Annotated in this window: 20 protein-coding genes; 13 read left to right on the forward strand and 7 right to left on the reverse strand. The window is 30.6% G+C overall.

Features of this window, described 5'->3' with window-relative positions; genetic code table 11:
* Nucleotides 1-105: 105 nt before the first annotated feature.
* The 4 genes from porU to GFV00_RS02795 all read left to right on the forward strand — a co-directional run bounded on the left by porU (nt 106) and on the right by GFV00_RS02795 (nt 6,864).
* Entirely contained in the window at nt 106-3,984 is a 3,879-nt protein-coding gene (gene porU, locus GFV00_RS02780) for a type IX secretion system sortase PorU (protein WP_160562685.1), read from the forward strand.
* Between the two features lie 67 nt (nt 3,985-4,051).
* The gene (gene porV, locus GFV00_RS02785) at nt 4,052-5,212 is read left to right on the forward strand and encodes a type IX secretion system outer membrane channel protein PorV (RefSeq protein ID WP_160556274.1); all 1,161 of its coding nucleotides are present in this window, start codon (nt 4,052-4,054) and stop codon (nt 5,210-5,212) included.
* 88 nt (nt 5,213-5,300) lie between these two features.
* Entirely contained in the window at nt 5,301-6,314 is a 1,014-nt protein-coding gene (locus tag GFV00_RS02790) for a bifunctional oligoribonuclease/PAP phosphatase NrnA (RefSeq protein WP_160556272.1), read from the forward strand.
* Nucleotides 6,301-6,864, forward strand: a complete 564-nt coding sequence (locus tag GFV00_RS02795) for an FKBP-type peptidyl-prolyl cis-trans isomerase (RefSeq protein ID WP_160556270.1) — start codon at nt 6,301-6,303, stop codon at nt 6,862-6,864. Before GFV00_RS02790 ends, GFV00_RS02795 begins: the two co-directional genes overlap by 14 nt.
* 41 nt (nt 6,865-6,905) lie before the next feature.
* On the opposite strand, the gene GFV00_RS02800 is transcribed toward GFV00_RS02795, so the two are convergent.
* Nucleotides 6,906-7,934, reverse strand: coding sequence for a bifunctional riboflavin kinase/FAD synthetase (locus tag GFV00_RS02800; protein WP_255448738.1), 1,029 nt, complete (start codon nt 7,932-7,934; stop codon nt 6,906-6,908).
* 31 nt (nt 7,935-7,965) lie between these two features.
* Between GFV00_RS02800 and atpD the strand changes: the two genes are divergently transcribed.
* On the forward strand, nt 7,966-9,480 hold the full coding sequence (atpD, locus tag GFV00_RS02805) for a F0F1 ATP synthase subunit beta (RefSeq protein WP_105297063.1): 1,515 nt from the start codon (nt 7,966-7,968) through the stop codon (nt 9,478-9,480).
* Nucleotides 9,481-9,504: 24 nt separating this feature from the next.
* Nucleotides 9,505-9,774, forward strand: a complete 270-nt coding sequence (locus GFV00_RS02810) for a F0F1 ATP synthase subunit epsilon (RefSeq protein WP_105297064.1) — start codon at nt 9,505-9,507, stop codon at nt 9,772-9,774.
* 133 nt (nt 9,775-9,907) lie between these two features.
* Here GFV00_RS02810 and trmB read toward each other — a convergent pair whose 3' ends face one another.
* Entirely contained in the window at nt 9,908-10,579 is a 672-nt protein-coding gene (gene trmB / locus GFV00_RS02815) for a tRNA (guanosine(46)-N7)-methyltransferase TrmB (protein WP_160556268.1), read from the reverse strand.
* A gap of 279 nt (nt 10,580-10,858) precedes the next feature.
* Here trmB and GFV00_RS02820 point away from each other — a divergent pair, with 279 nt between their 5' ends.
* Nucleotides 10,859-12,037, forward strand: coding sequence for an MFS transporter (locus tag GFV00_RS02820; protein WP_160556266.1), 1,179 nt, complete (start codon nt 10,859-10,861; stop codon nt 12,035-12,037).
* A gap of 149 nt (nt 12,038-12,186) precedes the next feature.
* Here GFV00_RS02820 and GFV00_RS02825 read toward each other — a convergent pair whose 3' ends face one another.
* The 3 genes from GFV00_RS02825 to msrA form a co-directional block, all read right to left on the reverse strand.
* Nucleotides 12,187-12,774 (reverse strand): hypothetical protein, encoded by a 588-nt coding sequence (locus tag GFV00_RS02825; RefSeq protein WP_105297090.1) that lies wholly within the window; start codon nt 12,772-12,774, stop codon nt 12,187-12,189.
* Nucleotides 12,775-12,851: 77 nt separating this feature from the next.
* Nucleotides 12,852-14,312: an IMP dehydrogenase gene (gene guaB / locus GFV00_RS02830; protein ID WP_160556264.1), complete on the reverse strand. Its 1,461-nt coding sequence runs from the start codon at nt 14,310-14,312 to the stop codon at nt 12,852-12,854.
* A gap of 254 nt (nt 14,313-14,566) precedes the next feature.
* Nucleotides 14,567-15,145: a peptide-methionine (S)-S-oxide reductase MsrA gene (msrA, locus tag GFV00_RS02835; RefSeq protein ID WP_255448737.1), complete on the reverse strand. Its 579-nt coding sequence runs from the start codon at nt 15,143-15,145 to the stop codon at nt 14,567-14,569.
* A 367-nt stretch (nt 15,146-15,512) separates the two neighbouring features.
* Here msrA and GFV00_RS02840 point away from each other — a divergent pair, with 367 nt between their 5' ends.
* The 4 genes from GFV00_RS02840 to hflX all read left to right on the forward strand — a co-directional run bounded on the left by GFV00_RS02840 (nt 15,513) and on the right by hflX (nt 19,725).
* Nucleotides 15,513-15,965: a Fur family transcriptional regulator gene (locus tag GFV00_RS02840; RefSeq protein ID WP_160542379.1), complete on the forward strand. Its 453-nt coding sequence runs from the start codon at nt 15,513-15,515 to the stop codon at nt 15,963-15,965.
* Nucleotides 15,966-17,600, forward strand: coding sequence for an OstA-like protein (locus tag GFV00_RS02845; protein WP_160556260.1), 1,635 nt, complete (start codon nt 15,966-15,968; stop codon nt 17,598-17,600).
* Between the two features lie 80 nt (nt 17,601-17,680).
* A complete protein-coding gene (locus GFV00_RS02850) occupies nt 17,681-18,253 on the forward strand; it encodes a DNA-3-methyladenine glycosylase I (RefSeq protein ID WP_160556258.1) in 573 nt (190 codons plus the stop codon).
* Between the two features lie 254 nt (nt 18,254-18,507).
* Nucleotides 18,508-19,725 carry a GTPase HflX gene (gene hflX / locus GFV00_RS02855; RefSeq protein WP_160556256.1) on the forward strand — a complete coding sequence of 406 codons (1,218 nt, stop codon included), beginning with the start codon at nt 18,508-18,510 and terminating at the stop codon, nt 19,723-19,725.
* 63 nt (nt 19,726-19,788) lie between these two features.
* Here hflX and GFV00_RS02860 read toward each other — a convergent pair whose 3' ends face one another.
* Together GFV00_RS02860 and GFV00_RS02865 are read right to left on the reverse strand one after the other, a co-directional pair.
* On the reverse strand, nt 19,789-20,298 hold the full coding sequence (locus GFV00_RS02860) for an SPOR domain-containing protein (RefSeq protein ID WP_160542383.1): 510 nt from the start codon (nt 20,296-20,298) through the stop codon (nt 19,789-19,791).
* Between the two features lie 69 nt (nt 20,299-20,367).
* On the reverse strand, nt 20,368-22,449 hold the full coding sequence (locus tag GFV00_RS02865) for a DUF5686 family protein (protein ID WP_160556254.1): 2,082 nt from the start codon (nt 22,447-22,449) through the stop codon (nt 20,368-20,370).
* Nucleotides 22,450-22,646: 197 nt separating this feature from the next.
* On the opposite strand from GFV00_RS02865, the gene GFV00_RS02870 reads away from it, so the two are divergent.
* Nucleotides 22,647-23,570, forward strand: coding sequence for an ABC transporter ATP-binding protein (locus GFV00_RS02870; protein ID WP_160542385.1), 924 nt, complete (start codon nt 22,647-22,649; stop codon nt 23,568-23,570).
* A complete protein-coding gene (locus tag GFV00_RS02875; protein WP_160556252.1) occupies nt 23,567-24,874 on the forward strand; it encodes an ABC transporter permease in 1,308 nt (435 codons plus the stop codon). Before GFV00_RS02870 ends, GFV00_RS02875 begins: the two co-directional genes overlap by 4 nt.
* Nucleotides 24,875-25,033: the final 159 nt, after the last annotated feature.

A 25,033-nucleotide genomic window follows, 5' to 3' on the forward strand; every position in this document is an offset into this window, starting at 1 on the left:
ATTTTTTCTACTTTATATTACATAACCTCAAATAACGTTAACTTATTTGTAGATATTGTATATTTAGTAAAATATTATTTCTACTTATTCGTTATTTAGAGGTAAATGAAAAGATTTTTATACATTTTTATAGCGTTTTTCATTCAAGTGTTCACATTTATCCCTGTGGCACAAACTATTACGATTAATTGGGACGGTATAAAGAATTTTTATTATTCAACTGAGCAAGTAAAAAAATATCCTTTCTTTACCAATGATAACTATTCCATTGATGAAGGAATACCTACTTTATATTATGCCGAGAAAACTGATTTTAATGGAGATGTATATCTAACCAATTTACAATGGCAACCTATTGAAAAATCGCAACTTGGCGATACGCCTTTGGACTTCATTCCTGATAATGATATTTTTAGCGCGTCAATTACTAAGTCACGAGATCAAAAATTTATATCCGTAACCATTAAAACATTAAAGAAAACAGGCAATACCATTTTTAAACTGGTACGTTTTACCATTGAGAAAAAAAATTTGTATAGTAAAAATTTTTCATCTACAGATTCCTTTTTGAATATTGAGAGTGTTCTAAAAAACGGATCATGGTATAAAATTAAAATAGCTAAAACAGGAATTTATAAAATTGATCGTAATTTATTACAATCTTTAGGAATAAATTGTAATTCTTTAGATCCCAAAACTATACGAATATTTGGTAATGGAGGAAAAATGCTTCCGGAACCAACCTCATCGTTCAGATACGATAACCTAAAAGAAAATGCCATTTTTGTCCGAGGAGAAAATGATGGAATTTTTGATTCAGATGATTATATATTATTTTATGGGCAAGGACCGGACTATTGGATAAGAAATTCAAAGGTTAGGCATAAAAAAAATATATATGAAGATTATGCATATTATTTTATTAACGTCAATCAAACTTCGGGAAAAAGAATTCAATCCAATCCTTACAAAACACCAAACGCTAATGTATATGTAGAGTACGATGATCATCAATTCTTTGAAGAAGATAGACTAAATTTAAATCAATTAGGTAAAATATGGGTGGACGAAAATTTGGGTTTGAAAAATTATAAAGAAATCCTATTTCCGGTTCATGACTTAGTTCCGGGTTCAAGCATAACTTGGAAATATGCTTGGGTATCAAGAAACGGTATTAATGGAAAAATAAATGTGTCGTATAATGATAATCCGGTATATTCATCGATTTTAAGGCCATCCCCTAATGAAATTGATTTTGCAATTGGAAGCCAAACACAAACTATTACTCCAACTAATAATCAATTAAAATTTACATTAGGATTTGATAATTCGGCCAATCCCTCGGCTGAATTTTATCCCGATTATTTTGAAGTCTTATATAAGCAAAAGCTTAAATTTAATGGTAGTCAAATGAATTTCAGAACATTTGATCCCATTGAAGATGGAAAAATATATGGATTTACTTTTGTTCCTTCTGAAGATTTCGAAGTTTGGGATGTTTCAGATGTAGTCAACGCAAAAAAACTGGAACGATCAGCAAATGCTTTTACGTATTCCTATCAACTATTATCAACTAATTTTAAAAACGAAATGATTGCCTTTAAGCACTCAGCTGCCTACATTCCGGAAGTTGTTGGTAAAATTTCAAATCAGGCTTTACATTCCATCTCCGATGTAGATTATATTGTCATAACTGTTCTTGAATTTGTTTCTCAGGCAAATCGCATTAAAAATTTACATCAATCTAAAAATCGATTAAAAGTAGAAGTAGTTACAGTAAATCAAATTTATAATGAATTTAGCTCCGGGGGACAAGATTTAACCGCAATAAGGGATTTTTTACGTTATTTATATAAGAAAGACAATGGAAAATTAAAATATGTGCTTCTACTGGGCTCTGCCTCGTATGATTATAAAAATAAAACCGGAACCGGACATAACTTAATTCCTACCTATCAAAGTTATAATAGCACCGGTCTTAATTACTCTTATGCAACAGATGATTTTATAACGATATTGGATGATGATGAAGCTAATTTAATAGGAGAAGATGCCAATCTTTCAGCTACTCAATTAGATATAGCAGTGGGAAGAATGATTGCAAAAAATCTATCCGAAGCAACAGCGTGTGTAGATAAAAGTGTAAAATACGATAATGGACAAGCTCCTCAAGGTACTCCTTTTGGAAATTGGAGATTAAACGCCACTGTTATTGTAGACATTGACAGTGATAACAATTTCCATAAAAAAATTGAAGAAACTATTGCTCAAAATATTTTTGATAAATCTTTAAAAGAATATACACTTAAAAAATTATATATAGATTCTTATAATGCAGATTACACTACAGGTGGAGCCAGATTTCCACAGGTAAATGAAGCTATAAAAGCCGCTTTTAACAATGGTAATTTAGTAATAAATTATTTTGGACATGGCGGGACATTATCTCTTTCTCAATATAGGCTATTTTCAAAAGAAGATGTAAACAGCTTGTCTAATTTTAACAGAGATTTTTCTCGACTGCCTTTATTTATTACTATCTCATGCGATGTTTCCGTATGGGACAATCCTTCTTTAAATTCTTTAGGGGATTTATTATATCTCAAAAAAAATGGTGGAGCAAATTCGATGATTACAACTAATAGGGCGCTATCAATATATTATGGGTTGAATATGAATCCTATAATCATGAAAAACATATTCACAAAAAAAACTGAAAGTAATCAATATATAGCTCTAGGTGAAGCACTTCGACTTTCCAAAAAAGAAATCTTAAGTGGAGAAAGTCGAAAAATAAATTTGTTCGGAGATCCCGCGCAATCATTGGTATACCCAAAACGTAAAATTAAGGTCACTAAAATAAACGGATTGGATGCAGATCATTTCTCGGGTATTATAAAAGCCCTTGACTTTATTACCATTGAAGGCCAAGTACTAAATGAAAATGGAGATGTTGATCCCTCTTTTTCAGGAAATATCCAAACTGTTTTATATGATAAACCTGTGGATAAAAAAACTCTAAATAATTTTAATTATAATTCACTTAAACCACCTCTTGAATATAAAGAACAGGTTAATGCTATATATAAAGGAGGTTCACAAGTGAAAGATGGAAATTTTAAAATAGAATTTTACGTTCCTAAAGATATTAATTATGATATCGGTGATGGCAAATTACTTTTATATGCCGATAATTCTGAAATTGATGCCTTATATTTTAAAAATGATTTAAAAATTGGAGATATAAATCCCAATGGAATAAATGATTCGGAAGGCCCAAAAATAGGTTTATACATGAATAATCTAAATTTTGCTAATGGAGGAATAACTGATCGCTCACCGTATCTTTTAGCCTGTGTAACGGATAGTACCGGTATTAATTCGACCGGTTTAGGAATTGGACATGATATCACGGGCGTGTTAAATAATAATGTAAACGGTACCATTATTCTGAATGATTTTTATACCGGAGGAGAATCTTCTCCTTGTCTAAATCCGAATTTAAAAGATTATCAAAAAGGAAAAGTTTGGTATCGATTAGAAAATCTTGAAACAGGAAATCATTCAATTAAATTCAAAGTTTGGGATATTAATAATAATTCATCTTCTGCTACCTTAGATTTTTTAGTTGTTGATAACGGTGATCAGGGATTAATAATAAAAAAATTATTAAACTGGCCTAATCCATTTACAACTAAAACATTTTTTCATTTTGAACATAATTGTCCCGATATTCTTGATGTTCAAGTCCAAATTTTTACCGTATCCGGAAAATTAGTTAAAACCATTAACAAAACCGTTACTTCTCAACCTTTTAATGAAGGATACAGAACCGACAAATTCGGAATTGAATGGGACGGATTGGATGATTTTGGAGATAAAATCGGAAAAGGTGTGTATATTTATCGTGTAAAAATAAAAGGAACATCTGAATTTTGTAAGGGTTCAGTTTCTCAAGTGGAAAAATTGGTAATATTAAAATAAAATTTATTTTTGCATTAGAAAAACGCTATAATAAAAAAAATTTATATCATTTTAACTCAAATAGTTCATGAAAAAAAGAATTTTAATTCTGACGTTGTTATTATTTAGCGCCTTTAAGGCTCAGAATAGAAATTACGCCATAGTCACCGGAGCACCCTTTTTAAGAATATCACCTGATGCTCGTTCTGGCGGTTTAGGTGATCAAGGGGTGGCAACTTCACCCGATGGGTTCTCCCAATTTTGGAATCCTTCAAAATATGTTTTTGGAACTAGTTATTCCGGAGTAGGTCTTTCATATACTCCCTATATGAATAAACTAACTAGCGATGTATTTTTATTAAACGGAACTTTTTATACATTCCTCGGTGAAGAAGAAAGAAGCACATTAGCCGCAAGTATTTATTATTTCAACATGGGTGAAATCCAACTTAACGAATTATTGGGAAATAACATTGTTGAAAAAGGTATTTCTAAACCTAATGAATTTGCATTAGATGTGTCTTATGGACTTAAATTAGCGGATGTATATTCCATGGCGGTTACCGCAAGGTATGTTCGTTCCGATTTATTTAACAATGTTGATAATTCATCTGCCCAAACAAAGGCAGCCAATACATTTGCAGTTGATGTAACCGGATATTTCCAATCTGAAAAAAGCAGTTCTTTCGGCAATTATGAAGGAAGATGGAGAGCTGGTTGGGGATTATTTAATATGGGACCTAAATTAGACTACTCAGACAGCAAAGAAAATTCCAGCTATTTGCCTACTAATTTAAGATTAGGTGTGGGTTATGACCTATATTTCGATGACGATAATAAATTGGGATTGACTTTTGAAGCTACAAAATTACTTGTTCCTGCACCCGAAGAAGTTAAAAATCCCGATGGTAGCATAACATATCAAGTTCCAGATAAAAGCTTTATTTCCGGAATGTTTAACTCATTTAGTAATAAAGATGTGGGCAAAGAAATTACGTACAGTATTGCAGGTGAATATACTTTCAATAACGCATTTGCTTTTCGTACCGGTTATTTCTACGAGAATCCTGACAAAGGAGGTAGACAATATGTAACACTAGGAGCGGGTCTTAAATATCAATCGTTCGGTATTGATTTTTCTTATCTGATTACAACTTCAAGTGTTAATAATGCTTTAGACAATACGTTACGATTTGGATTGACGTGGGATTTTGGTGGTGATGCAACCAATGCTTACGACAATTATTAAAATTTCAACTGAAATATCTAACCTATAGTAAGAATCACTCTGTATAAAAGAGTGATTTTTTTTACATTTACCAAAATTATACAGTACGATGTTTACACCTGAAAAACTCAATGAATTAAAACAATTAATAAAAACAAAAAAAAATATACTCATTTTGGCTCATCAGAATCCGGATGGCGATGCCATTGGTTCTTCTTTAGGATTATATCATTTTTTACGTACCCTTGGAGTTCAATCCACGATAATTGTACCAAATGAATTTCCTAAATTTTTAAAATGGTTGCCGGAAGCCAAAAATATTATCATTGGTGAATATCGGGTAAAATTCGTTGAAATAGCTTTTAAAAATGCAGATTTAATTTTCTGTCTTGATTTCAATACTTCTTCAAGGATTAATCAATTGGAAACAAAATTAAATGAATCAAGAGCCATTAAAGTCTTGATTGATCATCATCAAAACCCGGATAATTTTGATTATATATATTCAGATACTTCTCAACCGGCTACTTGCCAAATGATTTATAAATTTATTGATGCCTTAGGTGAAGTATCGAAAATCGATGAAAAAATAGCAACTTGTCTATATACCGGAATTTTAACTGATACCGGAAGTTTTCGGTTTAGAAATACCACCGCTGAAACTCATAAAATTATATCCGTATTTTTGGAAAAAGGAGCTAAACCGGATCTTATAGCTTCCAATATTTTTGATTGTAATACACCGGAACGACTAAAACTTTTAGGCTGTGTTTTAGAATCCATTGAACTTATTCCTAATAAAAATACTGCAATATTGTATGTAACCAGAAATCAATTGTTAGAATTGGGTTATCAAAAAGGAGATACGGAAGGATTTGTTAATTACGGACTTTCAATTATAGGAATTAAATTTGTTGCATTTTTTATGGAAGATCTGCAAAATGATTTTGTTAAGATTTCTTTCCGTTCCAAAGGTAATTTTGACGTTAACGCGTTTTCTCGAAGCTATTTTAATGGCGGTGGACATATTAATGCTGCCGGTGGCAGAAGTGATCTTTCTTTAAAAGATTCTATTTCAAGATTTAAAAATATAATTGAAAACGAAATCCATGAAATTTCTTAACATTGCAATTATATACTCATTTTGTATAGGCATTTTATTCTCGTGTCAGAAAAAAGAAATTTTCCTTCCGGTTACTAATTCAAAATCTGCATATGGCAAAAAATTATTAGAAAACTCTAAAGCTAGAGAAGATAAGGAAAGGGATTTCTTGCAAAACTGGATTAGTAAACGAGAGGATTCTTTACATTTAAAATTTATGCCTACTTCTTCGGGTATATGGATTCGATATATTTCACATAAAAAATCTCCACAACCTAAAAATAATAGTTGGATTAAATATTCTGCTGAAATAAAAACACTTTCAGGAGATGTAATTTATTCTTTTGATGAGTTTGGTGAAAAGCAGGGAGTTTTAGGAAAATTTAAAGAGATAAGAGGAATTGAGTCAGCATTGTACATGATGGAAAAAGGAGATATAGCTGAAATAGTCCTCCCCTCCTTCTCTGCCTATGGTTTATATGGTGATGAAAATAAAATTGGATCGAATGTTCCCCTCTTAGTAACCCTGACTTTAATCGACATTAAACCTTTATCGAAATTATCGAAATGATTATCTTATAAAATTTGGGAGGATACACTTATTTTAAAAAATTAATTATATAAATCTTTAAAATAGTTTTGTGTATTTTTTTTATCCAAAGTCAATCTAGCCTTAAGTTCATCTAATGAAGAAAATTTGATCTCATCACGTGCTCTATCATAGAAATAAATTTCAATTTCTTTTCCATATAAATCCCTATCAAATTCAAGTATATGAACTTCAATTTGTTTTTGTAAACCTTGTATGGTAGGACGCATTCCTATGTTCATCATCCCGTAAAAAAAATCATCTTTAATCTTAACTTTGACGTAATATACCCCATTTTTTGGGCATATCTTGTGTGGATCAATTTCAATATTTGCAGTAGGAAAACCGATGGTTCTTCCTATCTTATCACCGGTAACCACTTTGCCCTGCATGAAAAAATTATATCCTAAATACTCGTTTGCTTTACCTATTTTACCTTCGCTAATTTTATTTCTAATTTTAGTGGAACTAATAACAGAAGTATATCCACTTACCGAAGGAAGTTTGTAAAGAGTAAATCCAAATTGTTCGGAATATGTTTGCAAACGTTCGTAATTTCCATCCCGATTATTTCCAAATTGATGATCATAACCAATAACTAATGAATGTATGTGTAATTGGGATACTAATAGATCTCTAACAAATTCTAAAGCACTTAACCGGCTAAACTCTTTCGTAAATTCTTGTACAAATAAATGCTGCACATTAAATTTTTCCAAAAGTTGTATTTTTTCATTTAAAGTAGTTAAAAGCTTAAGTTCAGTCGTGGGTTGCAAAACGAATCGGGGGTGTGGATTGAATGTCATAACTGCTGTTTCAGCTCCCTCTTTATTTGCAATATCATGCAAATAGTTTAAAACAAACTGATGGCCCAAATGCACACCATCGAACATACCTAAAGTTAGTATAATTTTATTTTCTTTAGCTACTCTGAAATTTTTAGTATGAATATTCACCGGTAATGAAAACAAATTGTCTGCAAAAATATGATATTTTTTTGGTTTTTTTTCAACGCCTATAAGCTTTAAAATAGTATATTTGTAATTCCACAAAGGAAATGTAATTATTTGAATTTTAAATTATATGGTAACGGAAAATAAAGGTAAAATATCTCAGGTAATAGGTCCGGTTATAGACGTTGTTTTTGATGACGTAGAACAACTTCCCAATATATATGATGCTTTAGAAGTTATTAAAGATAACGACGAACCCAATTTAGTACTGGAAGTTGAGCAACATATAGGTCAAGATACAGTTAGATGTATCGCTATGGATGCTACCGATGGCTTATATCGAGGTCAGGAAGTTATAGCAACCAATAAACCTATAACGGTTCCTATCGGTGAAGAAATTAACGGACGTTTATTCAACGTTATCGGAAAAGCTATTGATGGAATCGGTGATGTTCCCAAAACTCATGAATTACCTATACACAGGCCTTCTCCGAATTTTGAAGATATTTCTACTTCTGCAGAAGTTTTATATACCGGTATTAAAGTTATCGATCTAATTGAGCCTTATTCCAAAGGAGGTAAAATTGGACTTTTCGGAGGTGCGGGAGTTGGTAAAACCGTATTGATTCAAGAATTGATTAACAATATTGCTAAAGGACACGGTGGGTTATCTGTATTTGCCGGTGTTGGAGAACGAACTCGTGAAGGTAATGACCTATTACGGGAAATGCTGGAATCTAAAATTATCTCGTATGGAGATGAATTTATGAAATCTATGGAAGAAGGCGGATGGGATCTTTCAAAAGTTGATTTTGAAGCTTTAAAATCATCGAAAGTTGCCTTTGTTTTTGGTCAAATGAATGAACCTCCCGGTGCTCGTGCCAGAGTAGCTCTATCCGGTTTAACCTTAGCTGAATACTATAGAGACGGATTAGGAGCCGGAAAAGGTCGGGACGTATTGTTTTTTATAGATAATATTTTCCGTTTTACTCAAGCCGGATCGGAAGTTTCTGCCTTATTGGGTCGTATGCCTTCTGCGGTAGGATATCAACCTACCTTAGCCAGTGAAATGGGGGCACTTCAAGAAAGAATTACCTCAACTAAAAACGGTTCTATTACATCTGTTCAAGCGGTTTATGTTCCGGCAGACGATTTAACTGACCCTGCCCCTGCAACTACATTTGCTTATTTGGACGCTACTACTGTATTAGACAGGAAAATTGCTTCATTGGGTATTTATCCGGCCGTAGATCCACTACAATCTACTTCGCGAATTCTTTCTCCTGAAATTTTAGGAAATGATCACTATGAATGTGCTCAAAATGTTAAGGAAATCCTTCAAAGATATAAAGCTTTACAAGATATTATTGCCATCTTAGGTATGGAAGAATTGAGTGAAGAAGATAAATTAGTGGTTTATCGAGCTAGAAAAGTACAAAGATTCCTTTCACAACCTTTCCATGTTGCAGAACAGTTTACGGGAACTCCCGGTGCATTAGTGGATATTAAAGACACCATTAAAGGGTTTAATATGATTCTTAACGGAGAATTAGATCAATATCCGGAAGCTGCCTTTAACTTGAAAGGAACTATCGAAGAAGTTATTGAACATGGTGAAAGACTATTAGCTGAATTAAAAAAATAATTTGTTGAATAATTTTAAATTTTGATGAAAATACAAATACTTACTCCGGAAGAGGTTATTTTTGACGGTGAAGTGTCATCTATAACAGTTCCCGGTTCATTGGGTGAATTTCAAATGTTGGAAAACCATGCTTCTATTGTTTCTACTCTTGAACCCGGAATCATTAAGCTGGAAAATGTAAGTTCTTCTTCCAACGCTACTAAATTAACGAATGATGGCAAATACCAAACATTCACTATTAAGAGCGGATTATTAGAATTTAATAACAATAAAGGTATAATACTTTGTGATTAAATTATTTATACAATAATATTATAATAACATAAAAAAGGATTGTTACTCAATCCTTTTTTATTATATATAAATTAGTATTAAGTTAAGATATTTATAATTTCTTAATTAATATAGCAAGAGAATCCGCTAATAGTTATATTTTAAAATTTAGATAAGTGATAGGTTTACCCTCTTTCAAAAACATATTCTCATAAAAAGTTTTTATTTCTCTTACGTAAGAAGGTAATTCATATTCCGGCGCTCCATAAATATCATGGTGAGAAGATAACATGGTATATCCCAAACCATGTATTAATCCGTTGGCATAACCATGTAAAAATTCACTATCCGTTTTTAAATGGATACTACCTCCTTCTTTCATAATTCTTTTATATTTTTCAAGAAAAATAGAATTTATTAATCGGTGCTTTGTCCTTTTATATTTAATTTGTGGATCCGGAAATGTTATCCAAATTTCATCTACTTCTCCGGGAGAAAATACATGTTCAATTAATTCAATTTGAGTGCGCAAAAAACCAACATTTTTTATTTGTTGTTCTATGGCTGTTTTTGCTCCTCTCCAAAAACGTGCTCCTTTAATATCTATTCCTAAAAAGTTTTTATCAGGAAAATGTTGCGCTAAACCAACGGAATATTCGCCCTTTCCACAACCCAATTCAATGATTATGGGATTATCATTTTTAAAAAATTCTTCTTTCCATTTACCTTTATAATGAAAATTAGAAAGTATTTCATCTCTCGTAGGCTGTATTACATTATTAAAAGTCTTGTTTTCAGCAAATTTACGAAGTTTATCCTTGCCCATAATTTAGTATTGAATGTACAAAAATAACTATATTCGTACACATTTCAAATTTCTTTATTGTTAGCTAGTTTCATAATGTGACAATAAATGAATACCCCTAAATATAATTAAGATCTGCTAACTAAAAACGTTTCCTTTTAAATCTTCTTAAATTTCTTTAAAATTCATTAAAATATTAAAATTAAAGTTACAATTATTATCGTATTTATAATTCATTCATAAAAAATTTCATATACTTAAAATTAATTTAATATTTTTATGGATTAAACACTATTATCAATGAATCTTTCTCAACCAAAACTTACTCCTAAAATACTTTGGCTGATGGCTATTAGTTCAGGACTAGTAGTAGCAAATAACTATTATAACCAACCACTATTGGGTTTAATGGCCAATGATTTTAATGTCAGTGAATCAAAAATAAGCGGTATAACAATGTTTACGCAGATCGGCTATGCCTTTGGACTATTTTTTCTGATTCCTTTAGGTGACATGTTTCGTAGAAAAAAAATTATTCTTATTGATTTTATATTCATTATTAGTAGTTTATTAGCTATGGCTGTCAGTCCTTCCATAGAATTATTATTTCCTATAAGTTTTATAATAGGTTTTACCTCAGTTATTCCACAATTGTTTATACCCATGGCTGCAACTTTGGCAGCTCCGGAAGATAAACCTAAAGCCGTTGGATTTGTGATGAGCGGATTACTTATTGGTATATTGGGATCGAGAGTTTTAAGTGGATATATCGGCGATATTTTAGGATGGAGGGAAATGTTTTATATCGCAGCTATATTAATGGGTGTTGTGTATCTTTTGATATATTTTAATTTACCGGAAATCTACCCGAATTTTAAAGGAAATTATAAAAAGTTAATGCTTTCACTCGTTGAGCTTTTTAAAACAGATTCATCATTACGCTCTGCCGCTTTACGAGGAGGACTTAGTTTTGCTTCTTTAAGTGCTTTTTGGACTCCTTTGGTTTTCCATCTTGAAGAAAATTTTCATTTAAGCGACGGAACAGCAAGTAATATAGCCGGAAAATTTGGCTTAGTAGGTGCATTTGGAGCTCTGGCTGCTGCCCTCATGGGAAAAGTTATATCTAAATTCAATAAAAATACAATACTTGTTTTTACTGCATTATTGATTTTACTTTCATGGATTATATTCTACTATGGAGGTTATTCTTATTTGGGTTTAACTATTGGAATTATATTAATTGATATTGGGGTGCAATCTACCCAAATTACTAATCAATCTATTATTTTTTCAAATCACCCGGAAGCAGGTAATCGTGTTAATACTATTTATATGACCAGTTATTTTATCGGTGGATCACTGGGAACCTTTATTTCCGCCTATGCTTTTGAAATTTATAATTGGACCGGTGTCATTAGTGTAGGTAGTTTTTTCGCTATAATAATGTTAATATTCCATTTACTTTCAATAAAACGATAATGTATTGTTAGTTTATTTCTTTTGTAATTATTGATAGTATAAAATAAACAAGTATTATTTAATTCATTAAACCGGTGGTAACTGACTTTATTTCATAAAAAAAACTCCTATTTTCTAGGAGTTTTAATTTTTTTTTAACAGCAGCTAAATTATTTGGATTGTGGAATATAAATTTGAAATCCTAAACCAAAACCTAAACCACTTTGTTTGTTTCCGTTGTTAATATTTTGAATTGCAGCTGCATAGTTATATCCGATGGTACCTTCTAACGCTACAGAACGGGTAATAAAATGAGCGTAACCCACATTTACACCAAAGGCAAATCCACTGTCTGAGCTTCCGTTAACTGCTGCTCCTTTGAATCCAACATCACCTTCAGCAAAAAATCTTCCGGTTTCTTTAGCACCTTCAGGGAAGTAATACCTTACAAAAGGCATAACCCCATAGTTCCAAATAGGTTTTTCATCATCTTGAAATACTGCCCCGAAATCTATAGCTGCACCAACGGCTATTCCATGAGAAAGAAAATACCCAACTCTAGGAGTTAAATTAAATGAAAATCCTTTGTTTTCGAAATCATAGCCGAGATTTGTAATACCTGCTCCGGTCAACCAGCTTCCTTTTTGAATTGGTGTAGAACCTACGTTAGCCGAAGTTTGTGGTGTAGTTACAATCTGTGCATTTGATATTGCTATACTACCTAAAAAAATAGTAAACAATAAAAGTACTTTTTTCATAATTATTATATTATTTTTATACACCATAGTAAACGACAAAACCTATGCCAAAATTTTAACAAAATATTATATTTTTTTTAATTAGAATAATTTGGTGCTTCTTGAGTAATTATAACATCGTGAGGATGACTTTCTTTTAGTCCTGCTGAAGAAATTTTAACCATTTTACTTTCTTTTTGCAATTTTACTATATCTTCTGTACCGCAATAGCCCATACCTGCACGAATTCCTCCACATAATTGATAAACCACATCGGATAATTTTCCTTTATAAGGAACTCTTCCTTCAATTCCTTCCGGTACTAATTTTTTTGTTCCCGACTGGAAGTAACGATCTTTGCTTCCTCTTTTCATGGCAGAAATTGAACCCATACCTTGATAACTTTTGAACTTTCTTCCTTGAAAAATAATTTCATCTCCGGGCGCTTCATCTGTTCCGGCAAATAAAGATCCCAGCATGACACAGGATGCACCGCTGGATATAGCCTTAACTATATCTCCCGAAAGTTTAATTCCTCCATCTGCAATCACCGGTATATGATGCTGATTTGCATATTCATAGACATTATATATAGCAGATAATTGAGGCACTCCCACTCCCGCTACTACTCTAGTGGTACATATAGATCCGGGACCTACACCCACTTTTAATGAATTGGCTCCGGCATCTATTAAATCTTTTGCCGCTTGTGCGGTAACTATATTTCCACCAACAATATCTAAATCAGGAAAAGAAGCTCTGATTTCTCTGATTTTATTTAATACATTGATTGAATGTCCATGAGCGGAATCTACCGCAATTATGTCCACTCCGGCTTTAACTAATGCTTCGACTCTTTCTAAGGTATCATCTCCTACTCCTACCCCTGCTCCCACTCTAAGTCTTCCTTCAGAATCTTTACATGAATTGGGATATTCCAACAAATTATCAATATCTTTTATGGTAATCAACCCTATTAATTTGTTGTGGTCATCTATAATAGGGAGCTTTTCAATCCTATTATTTAATAATATTTGCTTGGCTTGTTCCAAAGAAGTATTTTTTGAAGAAGTAATAATATGTTCTTTGGACATGACATCTTCTACTTTCTGATTTAAATCCGATTGATATTTAATATCTCTATTGGTAATTATTCCGACTAAGGTATCATCTTCTTCTATTACAGGCAAGCCGGATATTTTATATTCTCTCATTAACATGAGCGCATCCTGTAAGGTATGGTTTCGACTTAAGGTAATGGGATTGGAGATCATGCCGTTTTCTGACCTCTTAACTTTGTTTACTTCAACAGCCTGTTGATCTATCGGCATATTTTTGTGAATAAATCCGAGACCTCCTTCTCTGGCAAGAGCAATGGCTAAACCTGATTCAGTTACAGTATCCATAGCTGCTGAAACTATTGGAATGTTTAATTGAATTCTTTTAGTTAACTGGGTTTTTAAATTTACTTGAGAAGGTAGAATCTCTGAATAAGAAGGAATAAGCAAAACATCATCAAATGTGATAGCTTCTTCTACAATTTTAGAACTAAGCGACATATTGTTTTTTGCCAAGCAAATATATAATTTTTTTTCTAAAAAAATAATTTAATTTTTTAAAAAAAGTATATAATCAAAATAATACATAATAAAATAACAGGTAATTTTTTATAAAAAGACTAATTATTTATAAAAATAAATTAAATTGATATAGATATTTTGGATTTATTTTTATTAAAATTATAAATATTTTTTTTCTACAATTAAAATAATTTAAATTAATTCTTACTACAATTTTTTATATTGTGAATTTCTTACGCTTGATTTTTATCCACATTTCTTTTTTGATATTCTGCTTTCAGTTTATAATTAAATCGCGCTTTAAATTTTTGGATTTTAGGTACAATGGTATAGCTGCAATAAGGTTGATTTGGATTTTGTTCATAATATCTTTGGTGATAATCTTCAGCCGGATAAAATTCTTTAAAAGGTACTATCTCTGTCACATATTTACCTTTCCATAAGTCAGAAGATTCTGATTTTTTTAAAGATTCTTGAGCAAGAATTTTTTGTTCTTCGTTTCTATAAAAGATAACAGATCTATATTGAGTGCCAATATCATTTCCTTGTCTGTTTAATTGAGTCGGATCATGTAAAAACCAAAAAACATCTAATATTTCTGAAAAAGAAATTTCTTCAGGATCATATTCAATTTCAATTACTTCCGCATGTCCCGTAGTGCCAGTACAAACATCTTTATAATTAGCATTTTCTTTTTTTCCTCCGGAATATCCTGCCGTAACCTTAGTAATACCGTTTAACATTTCAAAACAAGGACTTAAACACCAAAAACATCCTCCTCCTAATGTAATTTTCTCTAATTTTTTTCTCATTATATCCGTTTTCTTTTCTTGTGATTGATTGGTCTGACAACTAAACAAAAGTAAATTAATAGCATTAAAAAAAATAAATAATTTCTTTTTTATATTATTTGTTAGAACTAGTTGCATATTTATAAAACAGTTATAAAAATTTAAGTATTTAATATTATTCTTTATTAAACAAAAACTGTACTAAAATTTATTTTTTTTTAAATATTTTAGATAAACAAAAGGATTTATTTATATTTTTTTTTGAATAAATAAATTATTCCATAAAAAAAATATTTATTTTGTTTAGAAAATCATTCTAAATTATGTTATAAGAAAGTATGATTAAGGTAATTAATTTGCTAACTTTGCATATTACCTATTCTATAACATGAGTACAGATACTGCAAATAAAAATTTTGAAATTGTTAAAGATGTTTTTATAAAATATTTAGAAGATCGAGGTCATAGAAAAACTCCTGAAAGATTTGCTATCGTTGAGGAGATCTATTCAACAGATGAACATTTCAATATCGATTGGCTGTATATGAGAATGAAAGAAAAAAATTATAGAGTGAGTAGAGCCACTATTTATAATACCATTGAAATTCTTTTAGATGCCAAGTTAGTCCGAAAACATCAATTTGGAGAAGGACTTCAAGCTTTATATGAAAAATCGTATTTTGCTAAGCAACATGATCATATCTTAATGATCGATTCGGGAGAAGTTATTGAATTTTGTGATCCTAGACTTCAAACAATTAAAGATTCTTTAGAAAAAATATTTAATATTGAAATCGAAAGTCATTCTTTATATTTTTATGCAAAAAAGAAAAGCAAGTAAATGAATTTAAAAATTATATTTTTTATTTTCTTTATATTCACAGGTGTATTTTTATTTTCTCAAGTTACCCCTCCGGCTTCTTCAAAAAAAGATAATCCCAAACCCATAAATCTTATCAATGCCGACATGGAAGAGGTGAATGAGCATGTATTTAACGGAAATATTGTTTATTCAGGACATGTCATAGCAGAACACGAAACTTCTCATTTAGAAGCAGATTCAATCATTTATTTTAGCGATAAAAATTTTATTGAAGCAAGAGGAAATGTTTTTTTTAGGGATAAACAATCTACCTTGAATTGTAAAAAATTGACCTATAACGGAATAACTAGAAATGCCATCGCCTATCATAACGTAAAATTAGTTACCCCCGATCAAACGGTTGAAACTGAGGAAATGATCTATGATGCCAATCGGGATGTTGCCTATTTTGACAATTGGGGAACAGTTTATAAAGGCGAAAATATAACTCATACGAAAGTTGGAAAATATTTTGTTAAAGATAATCGAATTGAATTAGGGGATAATTCCACGTTAGAATCTCCTGAATATATATTAGAAGGATCTGATATTAAATATGATGCTAAAAATGAAATTGCAACATTTACTAAATTTACCCGCATAACCAATAAAAAAGATCCTACGGTTTACGTAACGGGAAGTACAGGTTCTTACAATACCAAAACCAAACAATCCGATTTAAAAAATGACGGAAAGGTTTATTACCAAGGGAAAATATTATCCGGCAATGATTTATTTTTTGATGAAATAAAAGGTTTTGGTAGAGGAATTAAAAACGTTAAATTGGAAGAACCTAAAGAAAAAAGATTTTTAATCGGTGAATATGCTGAAGTATACCAATTTAAGGATTCTGCAATGATTACAGGAAGGCCTTATATGGTAAAAGCATTTACTAAAGATTCTTTATACATTCATTCCGATACCTTGATTGCCATTCAAGGAAAAGATAAAAAATCCACCATTCGTGGGTATCATAACGGAAGGCTTTTCAAATCGAATGTTTCCGGAAAAAGCGATTCTCTGGTGTATCAAGAAACCATTGGTAGAATTGATTTTTATAAAAAACCCATATTTTGGTCAACAGGAGGAAGACAATTAACCGCAGATACTCTTTCTGCGTATTTAAATAGTTCCAGTCAAGCCATAGATTCCATTTATGGCAGATCCCATGCTTTTGTAATTAGTAAAGTAGATTCTTTAAGTCCTAAATTGGAATTCAATCAAGCAAAAGGAAGAATGCTTCATGCCTATTTTCAAAACGAAGAACTTCATTTAGTAGATTTAAAAGGTAATGCCGAATCCATCACTTATGTAGAAGAAGAATCTAAAACAAAAGGTAAACAACGTACGGGAATCAGCATATCTGTATGTGGAATTTTACAAGGTGAGTTTGTTGAACGCAAAATGGATATTGTTTCTTGTCAGCTCAGTGCAGAATCAAAATTATACCCTGAAAGTAGGCTTCCCGAGCAAAACAGATATTTACCTGACTTTGAATGGAGAGATGACGAAAGATTAAAAAAATGGCAAGATATATTTCCGGATGTCTTTCCCTATAATAAAAACGAGCCTAGAAAAACCATTGAGCAACTATTGGAAGAAGAGAAAAAATAAAATGCAAAAATCAGCAATCGATAATTATCAGATACCTATATAAATATCTATATTTGCATCTTACATTAATATAAATTAGTATGGAAAGAGAAATAATTCGATGCGAATGGGTAGGATCTGATGACATTTACAAAAAATATCATGATGAGGAATGGGGCAAACCGGTATATGATGACCGATTACTATTTGAATTTCTTTTACTTGAAGGATTTCAAGCCGGTCTTAGTTGGATTACGGTATTAAAAAAAAGAGAGAGTATTCGTGAAGCTTTTGACAATTTTGATTATAAAAAAATTTCACAATATACTCAGGAAAAAATGGATCGTTTACTTCTCAATGAAGGTGTTATTAGAAATAAATTGAAAATTAAAGCTGCCACAATCAATGCTCAAAAGTATATGGACGTGCAAAATGAATTCGGAAGTTTTAGCAATTATTTATGGAACTTTGTCAACCACACACCTATTTGCAACCACTGGGAGACCATTAAACAAGTTCCCGCTTCAACTCAACTTTCCGATAGTATTTCAAAAGATTTAAAAAAGCGTGGATTTAAATTTGTGGGTACCACTATTATTTATGCATTTTTACAGGCAGTTGGAGTGGTTAATGATCATATTCTTACTTGCTCATTTCATCCTGTTAATCATTAGTTGATTGTAAACATGTTTTTTTCAATTTACTTTTATATTTAATAACTAATTAGAAAAAATTTCTCTTAGGACCTATTGTACTATTCAGTAAAAATACAGAATTAAAAAAATTGTATAATTATTGAAAGATATCTGTTATGATAAATCACATTATGCAGTAATTACACATACCTTATAAAATTTAATAGTATTACACATTATTAAAAAACAATACATTTGATAAATAAATCGAGTTTAAAGCAGATTAATTTTATATGTTAGAAAAAAAAGAAGCATTATATGAAAAAGCTATTCTAATCGGATTGATTACTCAAAACCAAGATGAAGAAAAGTTAAATGAATACATGGATGAATTGGAGTTTTTGGCAAATACAGCCGGAGCTGTAGTTTATAAAAGATTTACGCAAAAGCTAGATCAGCCACATTCAAGAACGTTTGTAGGAAAAGGAAAGTTGGAAGAAATTAATAGTTATGCTAAAGAACATGAAATCGATACAATTATTTTCGATGATGAATTGACTCCTTCTCAACTTAAAAATATAGAAAATGAATTAGACAGGAAAATTATTGACCGTACAAATCTTATATTAGATATTTTTGCTCAACGAGCAGAAACATCTTATGCCAGAACACAAGTGGAACTTGCTCAATATGAATACCTTCTTCCTCGCTTAACTCGTATGTGGACTCACCTGGAACGTCAAAAAGGAGGGATTGGATTGAGAGGGCCGGGAGAAACTGAAATTGAAACCGACCGCCGTATTATCAGAGACAGAATATCCTTGCTTAAAGAAAAATTAAAATCTATTGATAAGCAAATGTCAACTCAACGAAACAATCGAGGAAAATTAGTTAGAGTAGCTTTGGTTGGATATACTAATGTAGGAAAATCTACCTTAATGAATGTGTTGAGTAAATCAGAAGTTTTTGCCGAAAATAAATTATTTGCAACACTAGACACAACTGTAAGAAAAGTTGTAATAGGTAATCTTCCTTTTTTACTAACTGATACAGTCGGCTTTATAAGAAAATTACCTACTCAGCTGGTAGAGTCGTTTAAATCAACGTTAGATGAAGTAAGAGAGGCTGATCTTTTGATTCATGTGGTTGATATTTCTCATCCCAGCTTTGAAGATCATATTAATTCCGTAAATACCATATTGGCTGAAATAGGTTCTGCAGATAAACCAACAATAATGGTATTTAATAAAATTGATAATTTTTCTTATGAAAGAAAAGATGAAGATGATCTAACACCGGTTACCAAAAGAAATTATTCGTTAGACGATTGGAAAAAAACATGGATGGCTAAATCCAAATATCCTAGTGTTTTTATTTCTGCTTTAACTAAAGAAAATTATGAAGAATTGAAGAAAATTATTTATAATCAAGTTAAAGATATCCATACACAACGATTTCCTTATAATGATTTCCTCTTTGAATATTACGATCAAGAAGGAAAAGAAATATAATTTAAAATACAAAAGGGCTTAATTAATAAGCCCTTTTCGTTTTATATTTTTTTAATAAAAAAATTATTTTGCCCGGTTACAATAAATTCTCCAATTAACTAATAAGGCGGAAGGAAAATTCCTTTTAATTCTTTTTAAATCAGATTTTGCTGATTCTCTCTTAAAATAATCTCCGGCCAAAAGTCTCCAATCAGGACGTAAATAACTTTTTTCAACCCGTAACTCAGGGAATAACTTTCTAAATTCTGTAGTCAACGTATTAATTTCCTTCTCTGTTTTAGCTTCTCCAACTTTAATCATAAAACCGGGTATATCGTTACGTCTGCCACAAATGTTTTCAGGAGAAACAGGCCTATTCACCGGTTTTTTATCGGTGGAAGAAATAGGTTTAGATTCTCGCGTGGTGTCTCCAAATTTTTTGCATAATTCATCTTCACTAACCATTTTCAATATTTCTTCATCAGCATTAATAATCAGCTTTCCCCCGGTAGCTGAATCTACTTTAGTAATGATTTGCTGGGCTTTAAAAGAAATACATATAAAAAAAAGTAATAAAAAAATATAGCTTTTCATTTGGATATTATGATAAAATTAACTACACAAAAATAGCATTTTATAATTAAATCTAAAGAAATATGCTATTTAAAAGAGACTAAAAGTTAATTTAAGAAATAAATTTTTATCGAAAGTAGGAAGGTGATAGGCTCCCATTCTATAATAAATTCCCAATCCAAAATAGTAAATTAGCTTATTAAGCTCCATTCCAACTTCTTGATAATAGTTGTCGGGAACTGAAAAAGAAGTTAATTTATGGATTTCTTTATGATTCATATTTCCTAGTAATCCATTATAAACTAAAGAAAATTGCAACTTACTGTTTCCTATAAAATTTATGTCTTTAAAAGAATGAGTTAAGAAAAAAGCCACATATTTATCCGCATAAAACTCTCCGGGTGCTAAGGTTTCCAGTGATCGATAGCCTTTCATTGAAAATCTATTTCCTATTGATTTCCCTACTTTCGCATTACCAAAACTTCCATAATTATTCCATAAAACCGTTTTTCCGAAAATATATCCGGAATTCATAACTAAGGAACTCTCCCCTATTGGATTAGTAACAGATATATGAGCAGCTAAGTCAAAGCGATCATAGTTGAAATCAGCTCCTAAAGTTTTCCACCCTTTGGTATAATCAAAATAAAAATAAACGGGCTTATCTTCTACCGTCATTTTTCCTTCCGGAGTAATCAGGTATTTAGCAAATGGTGCGTATTTAAGATGTAAAGAAGTTGAAAATAACGTATATTTATGAGAAGGCGTATAAGATTTAAATGAATATTCATAATCCGATTTTTGAACTTCATAATTCGCTTCCACCGAAGCAGTAACTTTCTTTACTATATCTTGTTCATAAGCGAGCTTTCCTCCTCTGTAAGTATAAAAAATTGAATTTTGAATGTAATTTAATTCGTCCTTTATTTGTTCCTCACGATTAGGAAATCTATCAATAGTTTTAGAAAACGGATTTACATCAGAGTATCCTAAAAGCTTTATTTTTCCATTATTTTTTTTGTTGACATTAAAATCCATTCCCAACGCACCTTTAATGTTGGTATTTTTCGTCCCGAAGGCAAGATATCCGAGTATGGATATATTTTTACTAAACTTGTAATTGGTTTTTCCTCCTAACTGAAACCTAAATCCTTCATAATCATTATAATTCATCAAATTCAATACATTTAAATCCACTTTACCTAAAGGTAATTTCCAATTTTTTACCGAATTCAAAAGACGAACATTTTTTTCAATGGGTAACGCATTGAAAAAGCTGGAATTTGCATAGGTATTCTTTTCTCGTTGCGTTAAAGGAGTTTTACGAAAGTTTTTAATTTTAGATTCCGTATTCGTATTAAAATTTTTTTCCAATTCATATTCATACCCTCTAAAATCTTTTCTTGTAAAAGACTTAGATGTAAAATGAGACGTTGTCATCTGGATAACTATCCAGGGAGAAAACAAAAATTTTTGTTCCTTGTTGGAATTTGTCAAAAATTTGGTAATATCAATGGTACTTATTCTTATTTTATTGGTTTTAGACTTTAAATACCATATTCCTTTGAACGATTTCCATTGATATTCAAAATAACGAGTATAATTTGAGTTATATTCCTCACCTGAATATTTAACTACTGCAAAACTTTTAGCGTCAATATACAATGTTCCCCTACTCCCTTTTACTAACAAGTTTTTCTTGGATCCGAATGAAATAATGTAATTTTTTTTAGTATCGATTACAATACTGTCAATTAATTTAAAATTATAGGAATTGAATTTATTCTTGAAAAGATTAGGAAATTCTTCTTGAAAAAAAGGTTCAGAAAACAACTCATAAAAAGTTTTTTTAAAACCCGAAACCTGATCGGCTAAAATTATATTTTTTTTTCCGTATCTTCTGTCATATCTGCATTTCATCACCCGCTCTCCTAAAAATATATATTCCTTTTTCTCTAACTTAGCAATCTCAGATGAATCACTATTCATACTATGCATAACATTACTAAAATCATCAATATAGAATTTAGTATATAAAAAATAATTATAAGAATTTAAATGGTTAGGATGGTTAATTTTTTCGTTCTTTTTAACCATTTTTAAAATTTTATAAACACGGGAATGAGGATGATCCGGTAGATAATATTTCATCTCTAAATTCTGAGAGAACATAAATATTTGAAAAAACAAAAAAATATAAACCGGAAAATTCTTCATATAGTCAAATAAAAGTGTATTACAACTAAGTTTAAAATTAAAACTTAATCATACTTTATTTTAGGGGCAAATATAAAGTATTTAACATAAACAAATTTCTATAAAAATAGTACATTTGCTATTTGTGATTGAATAAATAATACAACTCAAAAATGGATTATTTTATTGTAGCTGAAAATGTTACCCGAACTTATGAAGACAAAATTGCCTTAGATAACTTCAACATAAAAATTCCTAAAGGCAGTATCTATGGAATTTTAGGTCCGAACGGTGCCGGAAAAACTACGTTTATAAGAATCATTAATCAAATCACTAAGCCGGACAGCGGTACAATTTATTTTAATGGAGAGCCTCTACAACCCAAACATATTTCACATATAGGTTATATGCCGGAAGAAAGAGGACTGTATAAAAACATGAAAATTGGCGAACAGGCAATTTATTTAGCCCAGCTCAAAGGCATGAATAAAACGGAAGCCAAGTCGCGTTTAGAATATTGGTTTGATAAACTAAAAATTGAAAAATGGTGGAATAAAAAATTGAGTGAATTATCTAAAGGTATGGCTCAAAAAATTCAATTTGTAGTTACTGTATTGCATAATCCCGAATTATTAATTTTTGACGAGCCTTTCAGCGGATTTGATCCGGTAAATGCCAATCTTATAAGAGATGAAATTCTAGAGCTAAAAGAAAAAGGGACTACTATTTTATTTTCATCTCATCGAATGGAATCTGTTGAGGAACTCTGTGATTACGTTGCTCTTATCCATAATTCAAAAAAAATTTTAGATGGTTCGGTTAAAGATATTAGACATAAATTTAAACAAGGAAAATTTAATATCAGGATTACTGATATACAATCCCATGATATTGAACATCTACTATCTAATCATCCGATCGAAAATTTAATAAAAATGGATAATGAGTATTCATTTTCAATTAAGCTAACCGACCGGGAGAGCTCAAAATCCCTTTTATCAGAACTTTCATCTAAAGGAACAATCCTTTCTTTTTATGAAGAAATACCCAGTATGAATGAAGTTTTTATTAATGCTGTAAATTCAAAAAATCTATGAGAAATATCTTTTTGGTAATGAGAAGAGAATTTCTTACTCAGGCAAGAAAAAAATCTTTTGTTCTTATTACTTTTTTTGCTCCGATATTAGTAATCCTAGCCGTAGCAATCATTGGTTTTATGATTAAAATTAATGAAAGCAATTCACGTATTGCCATCATTGATTCAACCCATGAATTTTATCCTGATTTCAAGAGTAATGAAAAAAATATCTTTAATTTTTATACAGATAATGATTTACAAGCTTTAAAAGATTCGTTAGCACAAAGTAACTCATTAGATGCTATCTTGTATATACCCAAAACCAAAGATTCTCTCTTAAATAATTTACAAGATCATATCCAACTTTATACAAACAAAAATCTGAACAAAAATCTTCTCTATTCATTAGAAGAAACCATCAATAAAAAAATTGAAGAAAAAAGAAGAAAATTATTAGGAATAAATCAATCCGATATAGATAAAATTAATTCCAAAATATCTTTACAAATTACTAATGTTAAAGAAGGCAAATCTGAGGATAACCACTTAATTAAAGAAATTCTTTCTTTGTCATTAATGTATATAAATCTTATGTTTTTTATTATTTACGGAACACGTGTAATGAGAAGCATTATGGAAGAAAAAAATAACAGGGTGGTTGAAATAATTATTTCATCCGTTAAACCTTTTGAATTAATGATGGGAAAAATATTGGGTACAACGTTAATTGCTTTAACTCAATTTTGTATATGGATTGGAATGACCCTGCTCCTTCTTAGTATGGGTAAACTGATATTAGGGCATGAATTAACACTTTCCATTCAACAAAATGATTTACGAAATATTCTTAATCAAGAAATGCAAATTCAAATTAGCGACACTATTAATGCCCTTTTCAATCTTAATTATCCGTTAATTATTTTCGTTTTTCTTTTCTTCTTTTTTACGGGATATTTATTTTACAGTTCTTTTTTTGCAGCCATTGGAGCAGCTGTGGATAATGATACAGAAACTCAACAATTTATTCCAATAATTGTAATCCCCTTACTTTTAGGAGCTTATGGATGCATAAGTATCATAAACAATCCGGAAGGACCTGTGGCTTTTTGGTTAAGTATTATTCCTTTTACCTCTCCCATGGCTATGGTTACCCGATCCTTTTATGGTATTCCGGGTTGGCAATTGGCAATATCAATTATTACCATGGTCGGATCGGTATTAGTAATGGTTTTTATTGCAAGTAAAATTTATAGGATTGGTATACTTATGTATGGAAAAAAAGTAACTATAAAAGAAATTTTCAAGTGGATTAAACAATCATAATATATTTCTCTGCTTTATTTCTTACTCCGAAAATTAGTAAATAAGAATTCAATTGATGCTTTTATGTAAAGGGCTTTAATTTAATTTTAAATCAATAGTCACCTCTACAGCACAATCAAAAATTTAAAAAGTAAAAATTTAGAACATGAATTAAAATAA

It is taken from the genome of Apibacter sp. B3935 (assembly GCF_009827705.1).
In the GTDB taxonomy this organism is placed as follows: Bacteria; Bacteroidota; Bacteroidia; order Flavobacteriales; family Weeksellaceae; genus Apibacter.